The 24,091-nt window shown below is 49.8% G+C and carries 16 protein-coding genes; 4 read left to right on the top strand and 12 right to left on the bottom strand.

The window, feature by feature from the left end:
• Positions 1 to 25: 25 nt before the first annotated feature.
• From BMW93_RS21100 to BMW93_RS21090, 3 genes are all read right to left on the bottom strand, one after another.
• The gene (locus BMW93_RS21100) at positions 26 to 967 is read right to left on the bottom strand and encodes a FecR family protein (protein WP_090380981.1); all 942 of its coding nucleotides are present in this window, start codon (positions 965 to 967) and stop codon (positions 26 to 28) included.
• A 158-nt stretch (positions 968 to 1,125) separates the two neighbouring features.
• Positions 1,126 to 1,731, bottom strand: a complete 606-nt coding sequence (locus BMW93_RS21095) for an RNA polymerase sigma factor (RefSeq protein ID WP_090380979.1) — start codon at positions 1,729 to 1,731, stop codon at positions 1,126 to 1,128.
• Positions 1,732 to 1,954: 223 nt separating this feature from the next.
• On the bottom strand, positions 1,955 to 2,383 hold the full coding sequence (locus BMW93_RS21090) for a PleD family two-component system response regulator (RefSeq protein WP_090380976.1): 429 nt from the start codon (positions 2,381 to 2,383) through the stop codon (positions 1,955 to 1,957).
• A 383-nt stretch (positions 2,384 to 2,766) separates the two neighbouring features.
• Between BMW93_RS21090 and BMW93_RS21085 the strand changes: the two genes are divergently transcribed.
• The 4 genes from BMW93_RS21085 to BMW93_RS21070 all read left to right on the top strand — a co-directional run bounded on the left by BMW93_RS21085 (position 2,767) and on the right by BMW93_RS21070 (position 8,603).
• Positions 2,767 to 4,731 (top strand): glycoside hydrolase family 97 protein, encoded by a 1,965-nt coding sequence (locus tag BMW93_RS21085; protein ID WP_090380974.1) that lies wholly within the window; start codon positions 2,767 to 2,769, stop codon positions 4,729 to 4,731.
• A 55-nt stretch (positions 4,732 to 4,786) separates the two neighbouring features.
• The gene (locus tag BMW93_RS21080; RefSeq protein ID WP_090380971.1) at positions 4,787 to 5,800 is read left to right on the top strand and encodes a PQQ-binding-like beta-propeller repeat protein; all 1,014 of its coding nucleotides are present in this window, start codon (positions 4,787 to 4,789) and stop codon (positions 5,798 to 5,800) included.
• Between the two features lie 61 nt (positions 5,801 to 5,861).
• Positions 5,862 to 6,734 carry an AraC family transcriptional regulator gene (locus BMW93_RS21075; RefSeq protein WP_090380968.1) on the top strand — a complete coding sequence of 291 codons (873 nt, stop codon included), beginning with the start codon at positions 5,862 to 5,864 and terminating at the stop codon, positions 6,732 to 6,734.
• 114 nt (positions 6,735 to 6,848) lie between these two features.
• The gene (locus BMW93_RS21070; RefSeq protein ID WP_090380965.1) at positions 6,849 to 8,603 is read left to right on the top strand and encodes a CocE/NonD family hydrolase; all 1,755 of its coding nucleotides are present in this window, start codon (positions 6,849 to 6,851) and stop codon (positions 8,601 to 8,603) included.
• 72 nt (positions 8,604 to 8,675) lie between these two features.
• Here BMW93_RS21070 and BMW93_RS21065 read toward each other — a convergent pair whose 3' ends face one another.
• The 9 genes from BMW93_RS21065 to BMW93_RS21025 all read right to left on the bottom strand — a co-directional run bounded on the left by BMW93_RS21065 (position 8,676) and on the right by BMW93_RS21025 (position 24,088).
• Positions 8,676 to 9,545: a HEPN domain-containing protein gene (locus tag BMW93_RS21065; protein WP_090380963.1), complete on the bottom strand. Its 870-nt coding sequence runs from the start codon at positions 9,543 to 9,545 to the stop codon at positions 8,676 to 8,678.
• A 90-nt stretch (positions 9,546 to 9,635) separates the two neighbouring features.
• Positions 9,636 to 11,081 carry an acetylxylan esterase gene (locus tag BMW93_RS21060; protein WP_090380959.1) on the bottom strand — a complete coding sequence of 482 codons (1,446 nt, stop codon included), beginning with the start codon at positions 11,079 to 11,081 and terminating at the stop codon, positions 9,636 to 9,638.
• A 28-nt stretch (positions 11,082 to 11,109) separates the two neighbouring features.
• On the bottom strand, positions 11,110 to 13,821 hold the full coding sequence (locus tag BMW93_RS21055) for a glycoside hydrolase family 9 protein (RefSeq protein ID WP_090380956.1): 2,712 nt from the start codon (positions 13,819 to 13,821) through the stop codon (positions 11,110 to 11,112).
• A 170-nt stretch (positions 13,822 to 13,991) separates the two neighbouring features.
• Positions 13,992 to 16,109: a glycosyl hydrolase 115 family protein gene (locus tag BMW93_RS21050; protein ID WP_090380953.1), complete on the bottom strand. Its 2,118-nt coding sequence runs from the start codon at positions 16,107 to 16,109 to the stop codon at positions 13,992 to 13,994.
• Positions 16,063 to 17,529: a RagB/SusD family nutrient uptake outer membrane protein gene (locus BMW93_RS21045; RefSeq protein WP_090380951.1), complete on the bottom strand. Its 1,467-nt coding sequence runs from the start codon at positions 17,527 to 17,529 to the stop codon at positions 16,063 to 16,065. Before BMW93_RS21045 ends, BMW93_RS21050 begins: the two co-directional genes overlap by 47 nt.
• Positions 17,530 to 17,541: 12 nt before the next feature.
• Positions 17,542 to 20,976: a TonB-dependent receptor gene (locus tag BMW93_RS21040; RefSeq protein ID WP_090380948.1), complete on the bottom strand. Its 3,435-nt coding sequence runs from the start codon at positions 20,974 to 20,976 to the stop codon at positions 17,542 to 17,544.
• Between the two features lie 14 nt (positions 20,977 to 20,990).
• Positions 20,991 to 22,013 (bottom strand): FecR family protein, encoded by a 1,023-nt coding sequence (locus BMW93_RS21035; protein ID WP_177194154.1) that lies wholly within the window; start codon positions 22,011 to 22,013, stop codon positions 20,991 to 20,993.
• Positions 22,014 to 22,065: 52 nt separating this feature from the next.
• Positions 22,066 to 22,713: an RNA polymerase sigma-70 factor gene (locus tag BMW93_RS21030; protein WP_229240651.1), complete on the bottom strand. Its 648-nt coding sequence runs from the start codon at positions 22,711 to 22,713 to the stop codon at positions 22,066 to 22,068.
• 199 nt (positions 22,714 to 22,912) lie between these two features.
• Positions 22,913 to 24,088, bottom strand: a complete 1,176-nt coding sequence (locus BMW93_RS21025) for an NAD(P)/FAD-dependent oxidoreductase (RefSeq protein WP_090380943.1) — start codon at positions 24,086 to 24,088, stop codon at positions 22,913 to 22,915.
• Between the last annotated feature and the right edge of the window lie 3 nt (positions 24,089 to 24,091).

The following is a 24,091-nucleotide window of genomic DNA, read 5'->3' as shown; positions in this document are numbered from 1 at the left end:
TTTATGTAGATAAATCAGTTAGGTATTAGTCAGACAATTGGTAATCCGGCCCCGGATCGTCGGCAACGGCAGGGCGTCCGTCTGCCCTGATATCGATCCGCAGTGTCCGGGAAATGACCGCCAGAACGGCATCCCTGTCGCTGCGGGAGATCTTACCTGTGAACCGCAGGCCTCCGACGTCCGTGCCGTGGATCAGGATTTTGATATGATAGAAATCTTCCAGTGTTGCCGCTATTTCGGGCAGCGGCGTATCGTCAAAGAAAAACATGTTATCCTTCCAGGCAAGCGAGGCTTCACCATTACCCTGCATCACCTCCAGTGCCTTCGTGGCGTTGTTGAAATACGCCTGTTCACCGGCTGCCAAAAGGGCTTCTTTGTCCTCATAAGCTATTTTAATTTCGCCTGTTTCGAGATAAATCCGTGTTTCCCCGTCACGGCTTGCCGCATTAAAAGCCGTCCCCAATACGCCTATTTCCAGCTTATCGGGCATGTGGACAATAAACGACCGGTATTCATCATTTTTGGTTATCTGAAAATATGCTTCTCCCGATTGCAGGCTGACTTCCCTGGCATCGCCTGTCCATTTTTTAGGATATTTAAATGCACTGTTGCGGTTCAAAGTAACGACGGAACCATCGGAAAGCTCAATTTTTTTCTCCTTGTAACGGTCTGTCTGAACCGTGATGTACTGATTTTTCTCCCAATAATCGAACGACAGATAACCGCAGATCAGGAGAATGCTCACGGACGCAACGTACCTCCATATGTGTCGGGCTGGCAACCAGGTCTTTTTCACGTCCTCGTCGTTTTGCACCTCTTCGGCCACCACATCGTTCAGATATTCATTAAGGACTTCATCCAGGGCTCCTTCTTTCTGTAAATGAATGAATACTGCAAGCTCCTCGGGAGTCGCCTGGTTGGTATAGTATCTCTCCACAAGCCTCCTGAGCAATTTGCGATCTGTCATGATTTTGAATTGTTGACTGTAAGACAGTTTTCGGGGAAAGGTAGGGCCCCCTTAAAAGGTTGAAAAAATGATTTTTGAAGAAAATTTATATTTTCTCACAACTTAATATAATTGGGCGAAACTTAAATACCCTTGCATAACCGTTTTCGGGCAAGCGGTCAGAGGTATTCATGCAGAAGATGGGAGGAAATGCAGATCAGCGATTTCAAAGCAATGCCAAAGTCCTTTTCGACGGCGTGGCGGAAGATCTTCATCGATTTGATCATGTGTTTTTTGATGATATTTCTCGAAACACCTACTTCCTCCGCCGCCTCGTCATAAGAAAGCCCCTGCTGCCTGCAAAGCTGAAATATGCGTTTGCTTTGCGGCGTCAGCGTCAGCAGCACCGATGAAATGAAGTGTTTGTATTCCGCCGACTGAATTTCATCCTCGACATCATGGACCTGCTCATTATAGGAGGTGACGAACGAGGCGAGCATCTTCTCATCCGACAGCATTTTTCTAAGTACGTTGATACTGTGATTCTTAGCGACCGTGAGCAGGTAATGCTTGAAGGAAATGACATCCGGCAACCTGGCACGGTCTTCCCATATTTTAATGAAAATATCCTGGCAGGAATCGTTGGTCTGGTCGGCGGATTTGAGGATATTGAATACAAAGCGGTACAAAAGAGGCTTATAGCGAAGGTAGATATCCGAGAAGGCAATTTCGTCACCTTCCGAAATTCTTTTTAAAACCGACCTTTCGTCGTATTTGGGGTTCATGGTTTAGGATATTTTAGATATCATCAAAATTTATGACGCTGATTCTAAATATGTACTCTGGCACTAAAAGACGGAAAAAACGATGTGAGGGAGTCTTACAAAAAGTTGTGATCTGCGGCTTGAACCAACTTTTATTCGAGATAAATGCTATTTTACTTGCTAATTATACCTACCTTTTTATTTTTTAACAAATATTGTGTAAATGTTATAGTTTAATATTTGATTAACACAATAAATTGTTTTCGCTTGGAAGCTCACCGGATTGATAAAGGATGGCGAAGACGGTGCATTCGATGAAATCTACCACCGCTATTGGGATAAATACAACAAAATCAAAGGGCTTTGGCAGATAGGCATCCGCGCCCGCCTTGGCCGCCAAGTCTTTAATGTCGTTGTTGGCGGAAACGAAAATAATGGGAATTGGCAGTAGTTCACTGTCCTTTTTCAGGGCCTGGGTGGCGACGATTCCCCCTGTCGGCGGTATCCAATTATCCATCAATATAACATCGGGAGCAACCTCCCGGACTTTGCTTACCACTTCACTACAATTGTTGGATGTATGGACTTTCCAGCCCGCTCCCTCAAAGAGGAACCTGAATATGTCCAGCAGATCTAAATCATCATCGAACACGAGTACAGTTTTTGCTCTCATTTTAACGGTTAAGACTAATTGAAATACAACCCTATGCGACGAGCGCGCAAAAAAGGTCGTAGAAAAATTGTGCCAGATCTTGGGGACCCAACAGGCGAGTGGCTGAATGTCCTCCAAATTGGTTCTATGATGATAAGTCCCGCGTCGGCGCAAGTTTGCGTAACGTAGTCAAATCAGAAACAAGTATAGCGGAAGAACCATAAAATAAGACATGCGGCAACTGTTGGTTGCGGGATTTGGACGGGTATTTAAGAACGCCAGCGGCGATAAAGTGGACGTTTTGCAAAAAAGAATGCACGTTTGCATCGACCGAAATAGCTTTCCAAGTCTGAGATTTGCACTATTCCTTTAAGTTTTTGAAGGGTGTTGTAATCATCTCAAATATGTATCTGTTTACCCGCATTGCTGCTTGTATCAGCATTTCTCTATGTCTGTTTGCGCCTGTCTATGGAAAGCAGGAAACGTTTGAATTAAGATCCCCTGGTGGTAAGCTCAAAGTTTCCATCGTCATCGAGGATAAAATACTTTTTACGATTTCAGACCAGGATGAGCCAATACTTCGGAATAATCATTTGTCCCTTTCGCTCAAAGACGAAGTATTGGGCAACAATCCGCAGCTCGTCAGTGCTAAAAAGACGAAAGGCGGAGATCTGATCAAGCCGTTTGTCGCATTGAAGTTTTCGACTGTCAGGAATGAGTACAACGGTTTGATCCTGAAATTCAAACACGATTTTGCGTTAGAATTCCGCGCTTTTGACGAGGGTGTCGCATACCGGTTTATTACTTCGAAAAAAGGGGAGATCGAAGTCGCAGGGGAGCAGGTTACTGTCAATTTCCCATCGGAGTATATCCTTCATTTACAGCAAAACAAGGGATTTAAAACAGCTTACGAGGAGCCCTACCAGCATGTTGAATCGACATCCTGGAAATCCACCGATCCGATGGCCAACCTGCCCGTGCTGATCGATACGAAAAAGAAGCATAAAATTTTGGTCAGTGAATCCGACCTGTCCGACTATCCGGCGCTTTTTTTCAAAGGAACAGGAAGCAACGGAATGGCCAGCGCCTTTCCGAAAGTCCCGCTGGAATTCGGTCCGGATGGCGACCGCAGTCAAAAAATCACCAAATCGGCGGACTACATCGCAAAAACTTCCGGTACCCGTAGTTTCCCGTGGCGCTATTTCGTCATTACCTCCGACGATAAGCAGCTGTTGGAAAACACGATGACTTTAAAACTGGCCGCTAAAAGTGAAATTGCCGATCCGACCTGGGTTAAGCCTGGCCAGGCGAGCTGGGAATGGTGGAATGACGCGACACCGTACGGGCCCGATGTCAATTTTGAATCCGGCTACAACCTTGAAACCTACAAATATTACATCGATTTCGCTTCGAAGTTTGGTATCAAATACATCGTCATGGACGAGGGCTGGGCAAAAAGCACGACCGATCCCTACACACCCAATCCCAAAGTAGACGTCAAGGAATTGATCCGTTATGGCAAGACCAAAAATGTGAATATCATCCTGTGGCTCACCTGGCTCACCGTCCATAACCACATGGACCTTTTCAAAACATTTCAGGAATGGGGGATAAAAGGGGTTAAAATCGACTTTATGGATCGCAGTGACCAGTGGATGGTCAACTATTACGAGAATGTCGCCAGAGAAGCGGCTAAATATCACATAATGGTGGATTTTCACGGCTCGTTCAAACCTGCGGGCCTGGAATACAAATATCCAAACGTGATTTCTTACGAAGGGGTAAGGGGAATGGAGCAAATGGGTGGATGTACGCCGGACAACAGCATTTATCTTCCCTTTATGCGCAACGCGGTGGGGCCCATGGATTTCACACCGGGCGCGATGCTGAATATGCAGCCCGACGTAAACCGCGGGGTAAGACCCAATGCAACCGCCATCGGTACCAGGGCCTATCAACTTGCATTGTATGTGGTTTTCGAAAGCGGCATTCAAATGCTGGCCGATAACCCGACCCTTTACTACCGGAATCAGGAGTGTACCGAGTTTATTACCAATGTGCCAACCACCTGGGATGAAACCAAGGCCCTGGCGGCCGTAGCCGGAGAGGTGGCCGTGGTTGCCAAACGCAAAGGGGACAAATGGTTCATTGGAGCTATTACAAACGGCAAGGAAAAGGAGCGGACGATCGAGCTGGATCTGAGTTTTCTCGACAAAAGTAAAACCTATTCGATGACCTCTTTTGAGGATGGGATGAATGCCGGAAAGCAGGCGATGGATTACCGCCGAAATGTGAAGCAGGTGAAATCAGCCGATAAGATTAAGATCAAAATGGTCCGTAACGGCGGCTGGGCCGCAGTGCTTCAATGATCAATTTGTAAATCAGGATCAAGGAACTTGCTATCACATTTAAACAGACTCAACGATGAATATTCCTCAAATACGGCGTCTTGCCGTTTTACGAATCCTCACCATTGCCACCATGGCCTGCATGGGCAGCCAGGCAACGGCGCAAACGGCAGATAACAAAGTGCCCGTCGCGCCGGCCAGCTTGCCTGGCGATGGCCTCCATCGGTTTGATTTCTTTTATGCGGGCGAAGCAAAATCGCGTAATATGTATATCATCAAGGGTGGGCAGGTCGCATGGTCGTACATCGACACAACGGGTAGGGGAGAGATCAGCGATGCCATATTGATGCGAAATGGGGATATTTTGTTCGCCCATCAGTACGGAGTGACCCTCATCAACAAGGATAAAAAGGTGCTTTGGAAATACGACGCGCCCGAAGGATTCGAAACGCATACGGCCCAGCCCGTGGGTAAGGATCATGTGGTACTGGTGCAAAACGGAAAACCTGCAAAAGTCTTTGTTTACAATATCAAGACAAACAAGGCGGTAAAGGAGTTTGAATTGCCTTTTAAAAGCGGTACACACGGGCAGATCAGGCACGCGCGGCTAACGGCAGAGGGTACCCTGCTGGTCGCGCACATGGATTTGGGCAAAGTCAATGAATACGATCTGAACGGAAAGCTGCTCTCCTCCATCGACGTGCCAAGCGTCTGGTCGGCGGTTCCCCTGAAAAACGGTAACCTGCTGACTGCGAGTAACCGGAACATCGTAACAGAAATCACCCGTACGGGCAAGGTAGTGTGGGATTACCCGCTAGCTGGCGCCAATGGTTATAAAATTACCAACCCTCAGATTGCAGTACGCCTCCCGAATGGCAACACATTGATCAATAACTGGTTTAACCAATGGAGCGACAAACTCGATGTGAACAATGCGCCGGTGCAAGCCATTGAAGTGACGCCCGACAAAAAGATTGTTTGGGCACTCCGCTCATGGTCTGCCCCGGATTTGGGCCCTTCGACAACCATTCAGCTGCTCGACGACCCGAATAATACCTACGAGACTGTTCATTTCGGTGATATCAAGTGAAAATTAGTATTTCAAACTCGTTGCCTACTTACAATTGTATTGATTTTATACATTTGGAGCTATGGGTGTATCTGATGAATTTCCCGCTCCGGCATTAAAATCGATCCTGAGGCATCGGGGCTTCAAGGTGAGCTGGAACAAGGTGCCCAGCGGGAGGCCGACTGCTTTTGGTCGCAGGCATTTCTTTCTCATCCTGTTGAGCGTCGGCAACAGCAAAATCCATTACGGCGACCATGTTACGCACCTGGATGGGGTGTATCTGTACTTTGCCAACTCCCGTGTGCCGTATTCGACCGAGATTATTTCTGAAAACCACTCGGGCTACTCTTGTGTGTTTACGGAGGAATTTCTCAAACCAATCGAGCGGCTGGAAAGCATCAGGCAATCGCCCTTGTTTAAAACGGAAAGTACGCCCGCATTCAAGCTCGACGAAATACAGCAGGCCAACCTTGCAGCCATTTTTGACACGATGATCGCCGCGGATTCGACTGATTATCTGTACAAGGACGACCTGATGCGCAGTTACATCCAGCTTATCGTACACAATGCGCTGCAAATGCGGCCCTCAGAGCATTTTATCCAATACAACAATGCGTCGCTGCGGGTCAGCACGCAGTTTATGGAAATGCTCGAACGGCAATTCCCGATCGAAAGTCCGAATGCGCCTTTAAAACTCAGATCGGCGACGGATTTTGCCGACCAGCTATCTATTCACGTCAACTACCTGAACCGTTCCGTGAAGGACATTACGGGGAAATCCACCACTACGGTCATCAGCGAGCGTATCATTGCCGAGGCGATTACGTTGCTGCGCTACACCGATTGGAGCATCACCGACATTGCATTCGCATTAGGCTTCGAATACCCGAATTATTTCAGCAATTCCTTCAAGAAAGCGACCGGCCATAATCCCAAATTTTATCGAGCGAGCTAGGTTTGAAATTTATACTTTTCAGTTTGATTAGTTTATCCATCAGCGTCGGGCCCGACTTACTTTTGTGTCAGGCAAAAATGGAATATTACAATCAACAACAAAAATTGAGAAGTCATGAATAAGATAACTGACAAAATGATTTTCAAGCCAGCGTTCGAATACATTGACAATGGCATTGAACACGGCGTGCTAAGCCCGTTTGAAACGAGGGAAATCATTTTAAAAAAAGGGGAGCAGATAGCGCCCGGCTTTAAACCGTTGGATTGTGACATCCGGTTCCTGAAAGACGTTCCTGTTAAAATGCGCGATGGCATTACCATTTACACCGATATCTTCCTGCCTGTCACAACAGAAAAAGTGCCTGTGCTGATCGCATGGAGCCCTTATGGAAAAAGTGCCGGGACCGCGCCGCGTTATGTGAATTTGTTCAACATGCTCGGCATGGGCAATGCCTGGGGCTCGGGCTTAACCAAGTTTGAGGCGCCCGATCCGGCCTATTGGGTGCAACACGGCTATGCGGTGTGCAACCCCGATGCGCGTGGCATTGCGCACAGCGAGGGTGACATTACGATGATCGGCTCGCAGGAAGCCGAGGATTGCTACGATCTGATCGAATGGTTGGCGGCGCAGGAGTGGTGCAATCAGAAAACAGCTTTGTCGGGCACTTCGTACCTGGCATTTTCACAGTGGTTTATCGCCGCCGGTCAGCCGCCGCACCTCACCTGCATCAGTCCTACGGAAGGCTTACAGGACGCTTATCGCGACCTGGCCTATATCGGAGGCATTCCCGATCCGAATTTTATCCACCGTTTGCAAGTCAACCATGTGAGCGCCTCGGGTGCGCAACGCGAAGATATGGCCGCCGAATTGGAGGCTTATCCGTTGGCAAACTGCGAGTTGTGGCAGGACAAAGTCGCCGATGTATCCAAAATCACCGTGCCCGCCTATGTCGTAGCCAGTTACTCCAACACGCTCCATACGATGGGAACGTTCCGCGCGTGGCGGTCCATCGGCTCTGCTGAAAAGTGGTTGCGGATCCATGATACCCAGGAGTGGCCAGATTACTATAATCCGGAATTCACCGAAGAGCTCCGCCGGTTCTTTGATTACTATCTTCTCAATAAACAAAACGGCTGGGAAAAAACACCGGCTGTACGTTACTCGATCCTGGATTTTCAGGGCAGTAACCGCACAGGCTTGGTGGCAGAGACTTTTCCTCCGAAAGAATCCGGCATGCAGCGCTATTATATGAGTGGCAGAACGAGAACTTTACAACCAACCGCCGACGTAAACGAGGTGCCATTGCGTTACTTTCCAAAGGCATTGCCCGTGCGCGTATCGTTCCAGACTACTTTTGAAAAGGACGCCACATTTATCGGCTATCCGAAGGTAAAACTCTTCATGGGAGCTGAAAATACGGATGATATGGACGTATTTGTGTGGGTGCAGAAAATAGACAAACTAGGCAATGTATTGAGCGAGTTCGTCGTGCCGAACCGCAATGCCGCTTTGCAGGATTTCACCCAGGACGGGGCTTCGGCATTGCGCTATAAAGGGCCAAGCGGTCGCTTGCGCACCTCTGCCAGGCATTTGGACCCGATCCTTTCAACCGACGAAGTACCGGCATACAGTTTCAACCGGGTGGAAAAGCTTTCGACAGGGGAGGTCGTGGAGCTGGATATTGTGCTGAGCCCCATTGGAATGACATATTACGCCGGCGAAACCTTGCGGGTGATGATCAGCAGCAAGGACGAAATCGGTTCCGTGATGCCAGGGACACCAGGGTGTATGACCGACAATAGAGGTACGCATATCCTTTATACAGGGGGGCAATATGCGAGTTATTTGCAAATGCCTTTGATGACGTGACTGTAAACAAATGGGCCCTGGTTTTTAAAGCCGGGGCTCATTTGTTTACATTATTTAAGACCTGACATTTTCTTAACCTTCTATGAACTGTGCGATCCGCTCTTTGCAAATTCTTTCAGTTAGTTTTTTCAAAATTTTCACCCGATCGCTCAGGTATTCCAATTCTTCTTTTTCGATTTTGTAATGCCTTTCATATCTCGCGTCGATGTAAGCTTTTTTTAGCAGCTGAAACAGTCGCTCCTCTTCGGCTGTATTTCTCGGAAAAGCAGTTGCAAAGTCCGAGTGCAGTTTTCCAGCTTGATTTCCAAGCTCTTCAATGTCGTGGATTTTTGGTTTGTAATCCGTGAAAACAAGAAGGATTACTGTATAGTATCTTTCTGTCGCTTGGTGAAGTTCAAAAGCTGCATTAGTATAGAAATCTGGGTCCTTTTTTCCTTCCTGGAAATAGAGTTGAAAACCTACCAAGAATTTATTGGCAGATTTGAACCAATGATCAAATGCATCAGTGGCTTTTTTCTGCCTTTCATCTGGTTTCATAAATTTTGGCTCAGATAACCTAAAATTTCCAGAGTTGAAGAGCAAAACTCCCTCTTTCAAAATATCAACGAAAAAATAGTAGTTCCGCTCGATTTTATCATTTACAAAGCCAATACTGTGGTAAATGATGCTGGTCCTCGTGATAGCCTCATTAGCCGCCAACTCCTTTTCCAGTTCTCGCGGTTTTTTTCCTAGCTTAGCGGCATTCCTGTCTTTGGTGACGATCAGAATGTCGAAATCGCTTACATATTCGTATTTTTCCTGATAATCTTCCACATAGTCACCACGTGCATAGCTGCCAAATAGTATGATCATTTCAGCGGGGACTTTTTGCAGAATGATCCGAGTGAGCTCTTTTAGTTGCTCTTGTTTGGTTTGTGGAAGGTGCGTGAGGGTGGTTTTCATTCGTGTGTGGCTGACTTTAATTTTCTAAACTGATGCAATATTCGATTGTCTAAATTAATCTAATTGAAGCATGCGACATCGATCCTCTCCCTATTTAAAATACCGCTTCGCAAACTCAACGAAAATCGGCCAGTCTGGTGCATCGGTATGGCCGCCTTCGTGCAGGCGGAAAGCGAGGTCGCTGTCCATCAAAGAAATATCTGGAGCCGGTGATTCTACTGCATCAATCCCTGTTTTACCCAGCAACTTGTATACGGGTGTCGCCGCGACGCACGCTTTGAATTCACCCAGCGGATCAGCCCAGATATCCTGGGTGCCGCCGGCGATAAACAATGGTCGCGGAGCAATCAGCGCCATCATATCGTGGGCATCAACCGGCAAAGCCTGCCAGTCGCCGCCGTATTTAACAAAATTCGGGGCCATCCAATGGTATTCACTTTCGCCTGCGATCACCCCCAGGTTTTCGCCAAAGTTTCTTTTCTCGAGTGAGGCGCCTCCCGATCCCGAACAGCTGGAAAAGACGATGGCCCAGCGCGTATCCATGGCTGCTGCCAGCATTGCAGTTTTGCCCCAGCGGGAATGCCCTTCGATGCCAATCTGTTTCGGATTGATCGTTTTTTCGGTTTGCAAATAGTCCAGCGCTTTGCTCAGCCCCCAACTCCAAGCCCTTATCGTGCCCCAATCTTCGGGTTTTCTGGGTTTGCCTTTATTGACCAGGCCGATGATGCCCAGGTTCAAGCCAGCGCCATTGTCAGGCTGCAATGAGATAGCGTCAAAAACAGCGACAGCCCAGCCCTCGCTATTTAAAAGTTTCACTGTCTGGTTATTGCCCGAAATGTTGGACGACACGATTACGATGAGCGGCACCTGCCCTTTGCTGTTTTTGGGTAGATACAGGCCTATATGGATAGCCGGCTTTGCGTTTGGGAATGCGGAATTATCAATGCTTCCAACAATGGTTTTTTTGATGGCTCGGCCCTCCAACGCAGCGGTGTCAATGCTGCTCACTGCGAAGCTTACCTTTGGCGCGGAAGATGGCACGCGCCCGAATACTTGGGTTTCATAGTCGTTAACAATTTCCGGGCGCCGCTTTTTCCACCATGTTTCGGCATTGGCAACCGGCGTTCCATTTTTTAATAACAATGGATCAGGCAGCGTGTAGTCGTTCGCTTTGGTTTCGTCATAATTTATCCACGCGCCCCAAAGCGAGCGCATATAGGAACGCCCCTGCGCATCCGTGTATCCGGTGCCGCTGCTCCTTGGGAATGTATTTTGCGGGCGGTTCGGATCGTCTGCGAGAGGGGGGAGTACCGGCAATTGGATGTTCAGGCTTTTAAGCAAGTGTTGGTAGTCAGCCTTGGCCAGTGAGTCCGTTTTAGCTTTTTCGAGTGCTGCCTGTTCTTTCGAGGGTGCCTGGCCGAGGACACCCGTTTCGGCTCCTAACCGGGCATTAGGGCCCACTTGTCCCTGCACCACGCCAAGGCATAAGAAGCATAAAAAGAGGGCGGTAAGAAAGTAGCTTTTTGTGTTAATCATGTTTCGGTTTTAGTATAATGGGTACCTGTCAGCGTTCCAATGCGGAAATATCAGTGTATGATCCCGTGATTTCCTGGTTGAGACTTGGGTTTTTGTCGATTGAAATGACGGCGACGTACGGTTTTGTCTTATCGGCGACAGAAAGCTGAAATTGTATATTTTCTTTCTTCCCGGCCGAGAGCCGGAATTGTTTGGCGTGGAGGTCCGAGGTTGCATTGAAAACATTCAGATAAAGCTCGTGCTGACCAGTACCGGAAATTGTCATCGTAACATTCACCGTTCCATTCTCGGCCTGAACCGATTTGGTCTCAACCTGAATAGCACTCCCAGGCTGCGGACCGGCTTTTACGGATTGATCAATGGAAGAATATACTGAAACAGCGCCCATAAACCGGCTCACAGGCTCCATCCACATTTCTTTGTAAGTCGCACTGTTAGTGGCAGGCCAGTAAGGCATATCGCCTGCCCGGCTATCCATACCAACCGGCAGGGAACCGACAATATCCTTTAAACAGTAAGCAAACTGCGGTGGAAAATCGTAGCCGGAGCCGTACATCAGGCTTTGCCCGAACGGGTTAGCACCCATGACCCATTCCAGCTGCTTTCCAACGAGCCGCATTCCTTCCGCATCGCCGCGCAGCTTCGACGCTTCGGCCAGCGCCCAACTGCCCGAAAGCTGGATATTGGTGTTCCCATGGAAAAGGTTATCATTCCAAATTGGAAAGGTGCGCAGCACATATTCGTCATTAAGCCTGGTGCCATCGTTAAATTGCTTCAAAAGCATGGGACGCCGTTTCTCGTCTTTGTCCGCCATCACCTCGCTTTTCGACCATACCGAATTGGGCAGCAGGTTGTAAGGCGCCGATATTTTGCTGCCGCGTTTCAGGAAGAATTCACTATATAATGTCGCTGCGCTGTACCATTGCATCCAGTTTTCAGCTTCGGGCAGATCCTGGCAAAGCATTGCCAGTGCGATCATCGCCGCCTCCTCGAATGCGGAGTGCTTGTTATGGATCACCTGCTCGCGTTTGGTATTGGAGTAAAAATAACCGGTGATAGGAATGCCGTCGATAAAACGCTGCTCCTGGCATTGTACGATCAGATTTCCGAACAAAGCGGCTTGTTCGCTATACCTTTCTTCACCTGTCAGCCTGGCAAGCAACAGCGACGCCGTTGCTCCCCAGGACGCTTCTTCATAAGTGGCCTCGTCCCACGTTTTGCGCGAAGCCACGGCAGCCTGCCAGTCGTCGGTCGCTGCGGCGCGCAGCTCTTTGGCGAGGTCAGGATCTGATTTTTCAAATACTTTGGAGGCTTTGCTTTCTACCGCTGCGGCAAGGAAATTTTCCCAGGCCAGGTTTTCGGCGGGGATCAATACATCGTCGACTGTTCCAATGATGTTGTCGGTGAACATACGCATGCGGCACCAGTGAATGTGGTAGCCGTCGCCGAACCTCGTTTTGAGCAGGTATTTCAGGCCCCATGCTATTTCAGCCCGCATCTTTTCCGCCAGTGCCGGATTAGCGCTGCCCTTCTGCAACACGTCCAGGTTGCTCAGCATCGCGTAAGTGGCCATGGAAGTGCGCCAGATGCCTTGTGAGAGATCGCCCGCATCGTGGTAACCGCCATTAATCACCTTCTTCACATCCCCGCGGAAGCCTTGCCAGTCCATATGACAGGCTTTATGAAGGCCCGGCACCTCATATCCGCAACGTTCACAGAAATAGAAATTCAAACCCTTGGTAATGGGGCCCAGCCACACATTTTCGTTGATGGGAAATGCGTTTGACAGCAATTTACCTGAACGGATGCGGTAAATGCCTGCTTTTTTAAATTCCGAAAAATCCAGTTGGTTGAAAGCTCCGTTTTTGCCTGTTACCGCTTGCACTTTGCCGGTAAAAACCACTTCATCCCGGGCATCGATCAATTCAAATTTGCTGCTGCCGCCAGCTCCGGCCAGGGCGACTTTGGCGTCAGCCGGACGATAACCGATGTGGCTGAACGAGAATTTTCCGGGCGCTACGTTCCAGCCTTCGTACTGGTCTGTTTGCACGCTTTGGATTTCCAGGTTATCAATGTCGTAGGTAACCATCTCGTCCTCCCCGGGGTTATTGCCGGTCAGCTCACGGGTAATGCTGAACTGGGTCACTTTGTCGCGCTCCAAATGGGGCATTTCAAAAATGACGTGGTTCCACATGCCTGGTTTGAGATCATTGGCATAATGGCTTCTGGCTGAGCTTAGAATCGTTGAAACCGTGCCCTCATTTCGAATCCCGAGATTAATATTATGCCTTGGAAGAGAGGTCGGATGCACGTACACCCAAAACGAGATGCGGTTGTATTTCGACCAGTCCTGCGGCGTCTGGAATTGCAGCTGTACGGACGCCGCACCGGCCTGACCTGAAATGTTGAAAAACTGCGAGCCCCATTTGTTTTTGTTGCCCGGCAGGGCCAGATAGGCAGTATCGCGAACAGAAGTGCTGAACCTTAGCGATTTCTTGCCACCTTTGGCACGGTCGTTTGTATAGCTCATCCGGCCAATGCTGGTTACTTTCCATTTGCCCTCGGTCTCCATATCGTCGATCAGCCTGGATTCCAAAACGGGTTTCTTTTCCCAGGCGGCCATGAGCGAATGCTCTTCATTGGTCGCAAGCGGAAATAAATGATCATCCTTGGCGATCTGCTGCGCGGAGCAGGTCAAAAATGAGCCCAGGAAAGATAGCAGCACATGGCGTTTCTTCATGAAATATCAATTAGGTGAAGCTTAATTCAGCACAGCAGCCCACTATCGTTGCCGTGGGTTGAAATTTAGATAAGCATACAAATTACCGGCTTTAAGAATCTTGACTTAATGCAAAACGTACATATATTTTTGCTATTCGTGCATTTATGCTGCCAATAGCGCCCCAATGATCAGGGCGTCAGTTGTTTGTACAGGTTAGTGAGCCGCTGCTCAATATTTTTCATGCCGAACTTGGTATCGTTTGCATACCAGCCTGCGAACTGATCATGTTCGGATTGGTGAAGGCGCTGCTGGGCCAGGTGAATTTCGTCGAGGCTTTGCCCGATCAATTGTCGCTTGCCTGGTTTGTCGTCTCGTTTTTGGTAGGCCAGTGTCAGCAGTTGCAGCGAGCGGTTCAGGTGCAGCATCAGGTATGCCTGGCCGCGCAGGTTGTCGTCGAAGAAATGTCTTCCTTGCTTTATTTTAGCATAAAGCCCGTCGGCCCTGGCTGTTACTGCTTCGAGTTTGGCAATGCTGGAAGTGGTACCTTTCAGCAAAGCGTCGAGCTGGTCTGTTGCCGCATTATCGGCCGGGATTACGCGAAAATAACCTACACTGCCTTTGTCAGGATTGTCCATCGGGTGGTTATCCAGCGGGTTAACACTGTATTTTCCCTTTTCCAGATCATTGAGCAGCATTTCCATCGCGCGGGCATAGCGCATATCCTGGAACAGGTACTGACGTTCAAAACCCGGCAGATCGCCTTTTTTCTGTTGCCAGTATGAATTGAAAAAGTCAGTGTAAAGCGTGCCGATTTCCGCTCCGAATGGATCTCCGAAATAGTTAGCACTAAACGATTTCAAAAATTCCTCGGGCTTGAATGTCTTGAAATTCCACATCATCTCTGCATTGGCCGACAATTCCAGTAAGTGCTCGCGCATATTGCCCGCATTGACCACCGAGAAGATCAACTTATTTCCGCTTAGGCTATCTACCATACGGAAGTTCTGCTGCATTTTCCTGGGCCCTTCCGCTTGCGCCAGGTGCGAGCCTGTCGAAGTAAACTGGAAGTTCATATAATAACCAGCCGGTTCGCCGGAAAACTGATGCGAACGTACGTCGGCAGCCGGGAAATGGTCACGGCGGGCCGCGACGAAATTTCGTATCAATGAAGGTTCGTCAGGCAATTTGAAGAATCCGCCAGCCACCAACGTTGACATTTCGTTGTAAAGTGTCAACCGCATCGGCGGATGCGGATCCTTGATTTTTTCTTTCAAAAGATCGATCTGGATATGTACCATCTCATCGATCACCTTTGCCCGGCTTGCGGGATCGGTCGGTGCATCGGGGAAAAATTCCCAGAACGGGATGTCCCGGTTGCCTCGGAAGCCCACCAGCCAGATAACGTCCAGCTTGTTTTTCACGGCGAGATCAATGTGATAAGCCCACCATTCTTTCAACGCATCCCGGTTTGCTATTTTCAGCTCAGGCACGGGCAGTTTGCGGATCTTTTGCCAATAATCAGCCCAATTGGAATAATTCGAACCGAAAATTTGCATGTGGTGGCCCGTTGTGATCAGACCCCGCCGTTGGCCGATCGTGGCGTCCTTTCCGGCAGGGAATGGGGCGGTGAAGCTGCTTTTGTCGGCGATGGATCCTTCGAGTGTGTTGAGCTTCAACCGAAGCATAGTTTCGTAAAAAGCCTCGTAGTTTTCGGCTGAAAGCTTTTGCCACGGCGTAAGGAAGTCGGTATCGTTGGGCAGCCAGGCGCGGTACTTCACATAGGGCGATGAAAATGCTTTCAGGTAATCGGCTGCGATGAGGACTTTTCCCTTTTTGGCCGGTTTTTCAGATGTCCAGAACCATAATGGCTTCACCCCCAGAACGAGCTCGCTAAAACTGTAAACCGCGTAGATCGTCCCACGCATATCAGCCCCGTTCAGGATCACCCGGCCGTGGTCTGCATACACTTGATGCGCTTCCCAGCCGCTTACCGGCTTCTGGCTGCCTTCGTATCTGGTTCCTGTGGCTACAACGATCACCGGTCCGCTTTCAGGCAACTTGTCAACTACCTGCGAAGGTTGTCCGAAGACGTTGTTCAAATCCCTGAGCAGGTCGGTCACGGCCTTGCGGACGGGCGCCGGTTCTTCGGGGTGAATATACACGGGGACTTTGCCGCGCAGGATAATCTCCTGCGCGGTCGCCACATTTGTGCCAAAAAACAGTAGTAAAATCAGTATAGAGACCCAGCAGCGCATTTGTTTAGTATCCAGGGTTTTGATCAGCTTGTTCAATTTTGTTGTTGACATCGATTTCTCTCTGCGGAATAGGGTACAGTAAATTTCTCGGGAGCGGGTTCTTGCCGGCCGCCTTCATCACCGGAATGAGCGTCTCCGTGCGGATCAGATCGAAAAATCGCTTGCTTTCAAAGCAAAACTCCCAGCTTCTTTCCTGCAATACCGCTTCCCTGAATTGCTGTTGGGTCAGGCCCGTTTTTAATTCTGCCAGTTTTGCCCTGCGGCGGATCTTGTTAATGCTTTCGTACGCCTTTTCGCTGGGGCCATTCAACTCGTTAAGCGCTTCCGCATTGATCAGCAAAACATCGGCGAACCGCAGGATAGGGTAGTTGTTATTGTTGTTGTTACGGGCAAACGAAGCCGGATCATAATATTTAAATATGCTTAATTCGGAAAGCAGGGTGGAAGGGTAGGTGATCAGCTTCTGCGTTTTCGGATCGGTGAAGCTGGAAAGAATGGACGCATCGCGCCGGGCGTCGCCAGGGGCAAAGGATTTCCAAAATGCATCTTCCACCAAATGAATCGCATAACCGCTGCCGCCAACCAAAATCGCATTGGCTTGGCGCGATGTGAAAAAGTGGTTGTACTGGCTCCCCAAACCTTCGGGACCAGATTGGTATTGGCACATGAAGATATGCTCCTGCTTGTTTTCGTTTTGTATTTTCCACACATCGGCAGCATTCTCGAAAAGCGAATAGCCATATGTAGCTGCCTTGTCAATCACTTCCTGGGATTTGACCGCTGCATTGGTCCAGTCCTTTTGGGTCAGGTATACATATGCCAGCAGCGTTGAAGCGGCCCCTTTGCTGGCTCTTCCCAAATTTGTCCCCGTCTGCTGGTCGGGTAGGGTAGCTTCCGCCTCTTTTAAATCGGCAATGATCAGCGCATATACTTCTTCAACCGGGCTTCGGGCAACATCCAGGCCCGTTAATGAAGTGGTTTCCTGCACGCGCAGCGGCACTCCTCCGAAAAGACGGACCAGGTGAAAGTAGCTCAACGCGCGCAGAAATCGGGCTTCGCCAATGATCGCATTCTGCCGGCCTGCGTCCATGGTAATGCCCGGAACACGTTCTATAACGGCATTGGCGCGATTGATGGTGGAATAACTTTCGTTCCAAACGGCGGTCGTGATGGTATTGGTCGGCTCAAACTGGAAGTTATCGATGTTGGTACGGTCAATATTCGAACCAGTTCCGGGGTTGGTCTGCTCGGAGGGCAGATCGGCCAGAAAGTACATGTTCTGGTTGTAGGTGCCCCGCAAATTCGCATAGGTCGCTATGACGGCGGCATTGGCATCCGCCTCGGATTGGTAAAAGTTAACAGGCGATAGGAAATCCTGCGGCTTTTCGTCCAGAAAATGGTTTTCGCAGCTGTAAAGGGCCGGAAGAGAAATCGCCAGTATCAACCCGGCTATGGTATGTTTGAATTTCATTGTTAGCAAGGGTTAAAGACCGATATTGATTCCGAAAGTGAACAGTTTGGCGACGGGATAACTCCCGCGATCGACGCCGACACTTAAATTATCCTGACCAAACGCGCTTACTTCGGGATCGTAGCCGGTATACTTGGTGAATGTCAGCAGGTTCTGGGCGCTGACGTACACGCGCGCCGAGCGCAGATGCAGGAAATTTGAAGCATTCTTGGGAAGGTTATAGCCCAGCATAATGTTACGGAGGCGAAGGAAAGAGCCATCCTCGACGAGCTTGTCGACAACCCTGCCGTTCGTCGGAGTACGCGGTACATCCGTGTTTGTATTGGTTGGTAACCAGCGATTTTTCGCATCCAAAACACTATTGTTAATTTCAGAATGCAGGTTCAGGTTCAAAATGCTGTTGCCTTCCACACCTTGAAAAAACACGCTCAGGTCGAAATTGTTGAAAGAAAAATTATTGGTGATCCCATAGAAAAATTTGGGCTGCGCATATCCCAGGATCGTGCGGTCGTTGGCATCCAGCGCACCGTCCCCGTTAAGATCTTTATAACGGCGGTCGCCCGGTAATGCAGACGGCTGACCCGATTTTTTGATCTCGTCCAATGTTTGAAACAAGCCGTCGGTAACATATCCGTAGAATATCCCCACCGGTTCACCCACGCGCAAAATGCCTGAGTAAGGGATTTGCGAATTGGGACTTGCCTGGCCTGATGGTCTTTCATAGTCGCCTCCCAGGTTAAGCACCTTGTTTCTGTTAAAGGTAATATTGGCAGAAGTTCTCCATTTGAATTTGCCATCAATGTTCACCGTGTTCAAAGCCAGTTCAAGTCCTTTGTTTTGAGTACTTCCCACGTTTTGGAGTGCAGATCCAAAACCGGAACTGTTCGGAATGGCTACGTCCAGGAGCAGGTCGGTCGTCTTTTTGTGATAGTAGTCGGCGGTAAGCTGAATGCGGTTGGACAGAAAGGCTGCATCGATACCCACGTCAAACTGGTCAGTCGATTCCCAGCGTAGATTCGGATTGGCAACCCGCGTCGAGCTCAGTCCGCTATTGATCACGCCACCGACAGGATAGTTGTTGTTACCCAATGCCGCCAGACTGCGGTATTGGGGGATTTCCTGGTTACCGGTCCTGCCATAGCTCACACGTAGTTTGAGGTCGCTCACCGCTTTCACCGGTTTGAGAAATTTCTCTTCCGAGATACGCCATGCGAATGACCCGGAAGGGAAGAAGCTGTATTTATTGTCGGCACCGAAGCGGGAAGACCCGTCAATACGGCCCGTGAGGGTGACCAGAAAGCGGTCCTGGAAGCCATAGTTAATCCTTCCAATGTAAGATTCGAGTGCCCAGTCGGTCCTGCCGGATTGCGGGGGTAAAGTCAATGCGCCGCTACCCAGCGAATTTGCGCCAAGAATGTCGTTTACAAAACGCTGGGAACCGGTCCGTGCAGATTCACGCGTAAAAGCCTGGCGCGTGAAACCCAATAGGGCAGTTAAGGCGTGTTTTTTTGCAAACGTGCGCTGATAGGTAAGCGTGTTTTCGTTCAACCAGCTGAAACTCTGTACAAAACCTAGTCTTGCCACCGCGTCTACACCGGCATCCTGAATGAATGCGGGAAGATAGTAATCCTCTTTGACCGAAATCTGGTCGGCGCCCAAACTGACGCGTGCCGTTAAACCTTCCAGAATCTTATAGTCGGCGAAGAAGTTGCCCAGCACCCGGTTTGTTTTCGATTGGTTGGTAACTTCGAGTAGTCGCGCGATCGGGTTGATGACAAAGTTGCTGTTGGCGTCGATAAACCGGCTGTAATTGCCGTTTTGATCGTACACGGGCTCTGTGGGAGGCGTGGAAAGCAGGGACGATACCGAGCCGAGCGTGTTGTTACTGTTCGGATCGGTGTCCGAAGTGATTTGCTTGTTGACCGTCCGCGATGCATTGAAACTGATTCCGATCTTGAACCTGTCACTGACACTTCTGTCAAGGTTAACACGGATCGAGCCCCTGTTCAAATCCGAGCCGAGGATAACGCCCTGCTGCCGGAAATAATTTCCTGAGATGGCATATTGGGTTTTGGCATCGCCGCCATTGAATGCGAGCTGGTAATTTTCAATGGGCGCGGTCCGGAAAGCCTCTTTCTGCCAGTTGGTGCCCTGTCCGTACGACTGAGGATCGGGGTAGGGAGCAGGCCGGCCCAGGTTTTTCTGGTATTCATTGGCTACAATGGCGAAGTCGGTCGCGTTCAAAAGCGGTATTTCCTTATTGACCTGCTGCAAACCGTAATATGCTTCCAGGGTAATGTTGGACTGGCCCGATTTGCCTCTTTTGGTAGTGATAATTACAACGCCATTGGCCCCTCTGGCTCCGTAAATGGCTGTTGCAGAAGCATCTTTCAGGATCTCGATAGATTCGATGTCACTCGGGTTAATCGATGCGAGCACGTTGGTAGGCTGACCGTTGTTAAGCGCTCCCGAACTGTACTGGCCATTGTCATTGTAAACCGGAAACCCGTCGATTACATACAACGGCTCATTGCCGGCGCTCAATGAATTGCCACCGCGTATCCTTACCGACGTATTTCCGCCAGGCGCCGACGAAGTTTGCGTCATTTGAACCCCGGCAGAGCGGCCTTGCAGGGCCTGGTCCGCGGAGGTGAGCACTACTTTTTTGATTTCCGATTCGGAAATAGAAGAGATAGACCCGGTTATATCCTGACGCTTTTGCGTCCCGTAGCCGACCACCACCACTTCTTCGAGCGACTTGGTGTCCGGCGCCATTTTAACATCGATCTGCGATCGGTTTCCTACTTTTTCCTCGCGGGCTAAATACCCCACGTAGCTGAATACGAGCACGTCGCCTTCTTCGACGGATATGGAATACTGGCCCTTATCATCCGTTGAAGTGCCGGTGTTTTTCCCGGAGATCAGCACAGTAACCCCGGGGATGCTTTCGCCCGATTGACTGTCTGTCACAGCCCCATTCACGGTCTTCGCAACGCGGATCGGGGTTGCGCTTGCCGCTGGGTTTCGCAGGGAAGTTCCGGCACTCGCCAATGCGTTCCGGATGGGCATCTCACTTGCACTATCCACCGGCTCAAATGTAGTCTTCGTTTTAAGGGATGGCTTTGCTACAATGATATAAGCCCTGGCTTTTACCTTTCGGTATTGCAGGTCCATCGGCAGCAACAGCAGGTCGAGGACTTTTTCAACACGGTCGTTTTTTTCGATCGCGGCGGTACTGACAAGTCCTTCGACGAGCTCTTCATCAAAAAGCAGGTCTACTTTGAACCGTTGCTTTACTTCCAGCAACACATCTTTCAATTTTCGCGGCGCTTGTTCGCCCGGGTGTCTTGAAATTCGCTGTTCTTGGGCAAAAATGATTGGATTACTCAAAGCCGGCCCAATCCCAGCCGCAAGTAGTAAATACAGGCAGGTAGCAGTTCGTTTCATTATGGAATTAGTTATTAAATGGGGGTTGATTGTGGGGAAATCAGAATGAAATTATCATTGTCGGGTTCGAGTTTCAGCGAGTACATCTGGGCGAGTACTGACAGCAATTCCTGGGCATTTTGCGCCGTGAAGGTCCCTGAAACGCGTTTTTGGCCTAATGCGGGATCGGTCAGCCGGACGGTCACACCGTAGTTGTCGTGGATGAGTTGCATTATTTCCGAAAGACTGGAATTGTTAAAGACAAACTGCCCTTTTTTCCATGAAGAGAATACCTCAGGATCTGTTTGATCGGTTAATGCCACATTCCCTTTTTCATTGACGGTCACCACATTACCTGGTTTGAGGATAATCTGCTTTTGCCCAAACCCTGCTTCGGTATACCGGACATTGACCTTTCCTTTCAGCAGCGAGACGGTTGCTTTTGAACCCCTGTCATTCACCGAGAACACAGTTCCTAACACATCGACCGAAAGGTTATCCCGGGTGCGAACTACAAACCGGCGATGGTCTTTCGTATGGGTTACCACAAATTCCGCTTCACCGGTCAGCCATACTTCCCGATTATCGTTTTCATCAGACCAACGCGGCACTTTCAGCTCCGAATTGGCATTTAGCGTAACCCGGCTTCCATCTTCCAATTGAATCGAACGGGTTTCTCCAAAATCGGTAGCGAAGTGTTGGTAGCGGATTGAGTCCCTAAAAAGAAAGCCCAGGCCGGTAAGTAGCGCGATCGTTACGGAAGCGGCCATTAACCCGCGTTGCCACCAAAACCGGGAGGCATTAGGCTGTACCTGTTGCGGGAAAGCCGGGTTGGCATTGCGGGAAGGCTCGCGCAGGTAGGAGAAAAAGCGTTCCCGCGCATCGCCCGTGTCCTCGTTCAATTGCGGGTGCTGGCGCTCCCAGGCTTCCAGTGCGGCATAATAAATTTCTTCATTCGCCGGATTTTGGAGCCAGTCCTCGATGAGCTTGCGCTGCAATGAGGTGGCCCGGCCGTCAAAGAAGGCAAAAAGGGTTTGCTCAGGTATATGCTCAGTCATTTTAAATAGGAATGATGTTCTCGGAGGTGGACAAGTAAATGCGCCGTGCCCCTTAGTGAAGCCAGTAAAATATAAACAGCAGCATCCATTCATTGTTGAGTGCCTGGCGGATCGTCGATAGCGCTTTTCGGATATGCACCTCTACCGTCCTTACCGAAAGGTTGGTCTGGTCGGCGATTTCGCGGTAGGATTTACCTTCCAGCCGGCTTAGCAGGAACACTTTCCTGGATTGGTTGGGCAAGTTCTGAATGCTTTGGTCTAACCGCATTCTCAGCTCGTCCAGGAGCAGGGTGGCATCGGGGCCGGGAGAGCTGTCGGTGAGCAACAAGCCTTCTTCGGCGCCGTTGCTATCCTTTTTAAGCTCCCAAAGCACGTAATTGTGGGCCCGGTTGCGCACGGCCTTGAATAGATACGCCCGGTATGAAGTAGTGATTTGCTCGTGTAGCTTATTATCCCAGAAAGTGCAGAAAACATCCGATACCAGGTCTTCGGCGATCTGCCGTGAATACACAAAACGTACGGCATGGTTTCTCAATGGGGCGTAGTATCGCCGGAAAAGCAATTCACAACCCGCCACCGGATCTGTGGCGAAAGCCAACCTGATCAGATGCTCGTCGTCGCGCACGGGATTTGGGCAAGGCGTATCCTGGACCGGCAGTGGACTGGCGATGGATACCGGGTGATGTAATGGCTGCTGCAACACGATATAGTTTTGAAAAATGACAGTACCCAACAAATGAGTGCGCTTTTGCCATTAGACAAGTAAATCTGATGTTACCCGTACCGGCAGACTGATAATTTTGTTAAAAAATCTTGAATAAGTTTAAGACTGTGCCCGGAGCGGCAAACAAAATGGCCGGCGAAAAGCCGGCCATCCATAGATCGAAAAAGAAAATATATTAGTCCAGGTGGTTAAACAGTTGCAACAGACGCTCCTGTGCGTCTTCTGTCCGCATCCATTGGCTCATTTCGATGGAAGATTGTGCTTCCGCTGTGCCCCTTTCCTGCATGGCCGCTTCATAGGATGAGATGGCCGTTTTAAGATCGGTAAACTCTCCGCTGGTAAGGCTTTCACTCAATTCCAGCGCATCCAGCATGGCCAGGTTCACACCTTCGCCGGAGGGGGGCATGATGTGGGCCGCATCGCCCAGCAGCGTAACATTGGTATGTGCTTCCCAGCTTTGATCGAAGGGAATGCAATATTGCGGGCGCAGTAAATATGGCGAGTCCGCCTTCTCGAACATGGGCGCCCATACCTCATTCCAGCCCGGTGTTTCAGACAAGAACCAAGCCAGCACCTGCTTGCCATCGGAGAAATCCACCCCGCTGTTATCCCACCAGCCTTCCGGCTTTTCATCCACGAGGTAAAAATCTATGCTGCCATCGCCCTTGGAGGAGATATGCAGGTATTTGCCATCGGCATGCACGTAGACCTTCCCGCCTTTGAGCAGTTCGCTGGCCTCGGGCACAATGGTAGCGGCATTACCCACATTACCCTGCACGATCACCACCCCGGCGTAGGCAGGTTTAATATCCGTCACGAAGGGTCTTACCCTCGAATTGCCACCATCTGCACCGATCACAATATCGACCGTAACGGTGCGTCCGTTCATGAATTCGATCTGCCAGCCGTCACCCGCCGGTACCATGTTTTTGAACTGGCTGTCCCAGACCACCGTGCCGGGTTTCAGGGAATCCAGCAAAATATCGCGCAGTGGCCCCCGGTCTATCTCCGGCCTGGCATATTCACTGTCCAGGTCCAGCCTGTCCGTCGTCGGCGCTAAGTCAGTCGTATGTTCGTCGTAAACAATCTTGCCGTACTTATCGATTATGCGGCCTTTTTCCGCGCCGGGGCGGTAGTTCGCGACAAAGGCGTCGCGCAGGCCCATGGCTTTAATGGCTTTCAGGCCCGATTCAAAATGGAGGTCCAGCGTGGCGCCCTGTACGCGGGCGTCGGCGTTCGCATCTCTTTCATACACGGTCACATCCACGCCTTTCAATTGTAAAAGGCGTGCTAATGTTAAGCCGCCCGGGCCGCCGCCAATGATAGCTACTTTTTTATCTGCTAATAACATAAA

Origin of the sequence: Dyadobacter sp. SG02, from assembly GCF_900109045.1 — a bacterium.
GTDB lineage: Bacteria > Bacteroidota > Bacteroidia > Cytophagales > Spirosomataceae > Dyadobacter.
Note: the sequence above shows the minus strand (reverse complement) of the source record. Positions and strands in the feature narration are given on the sequence as shown.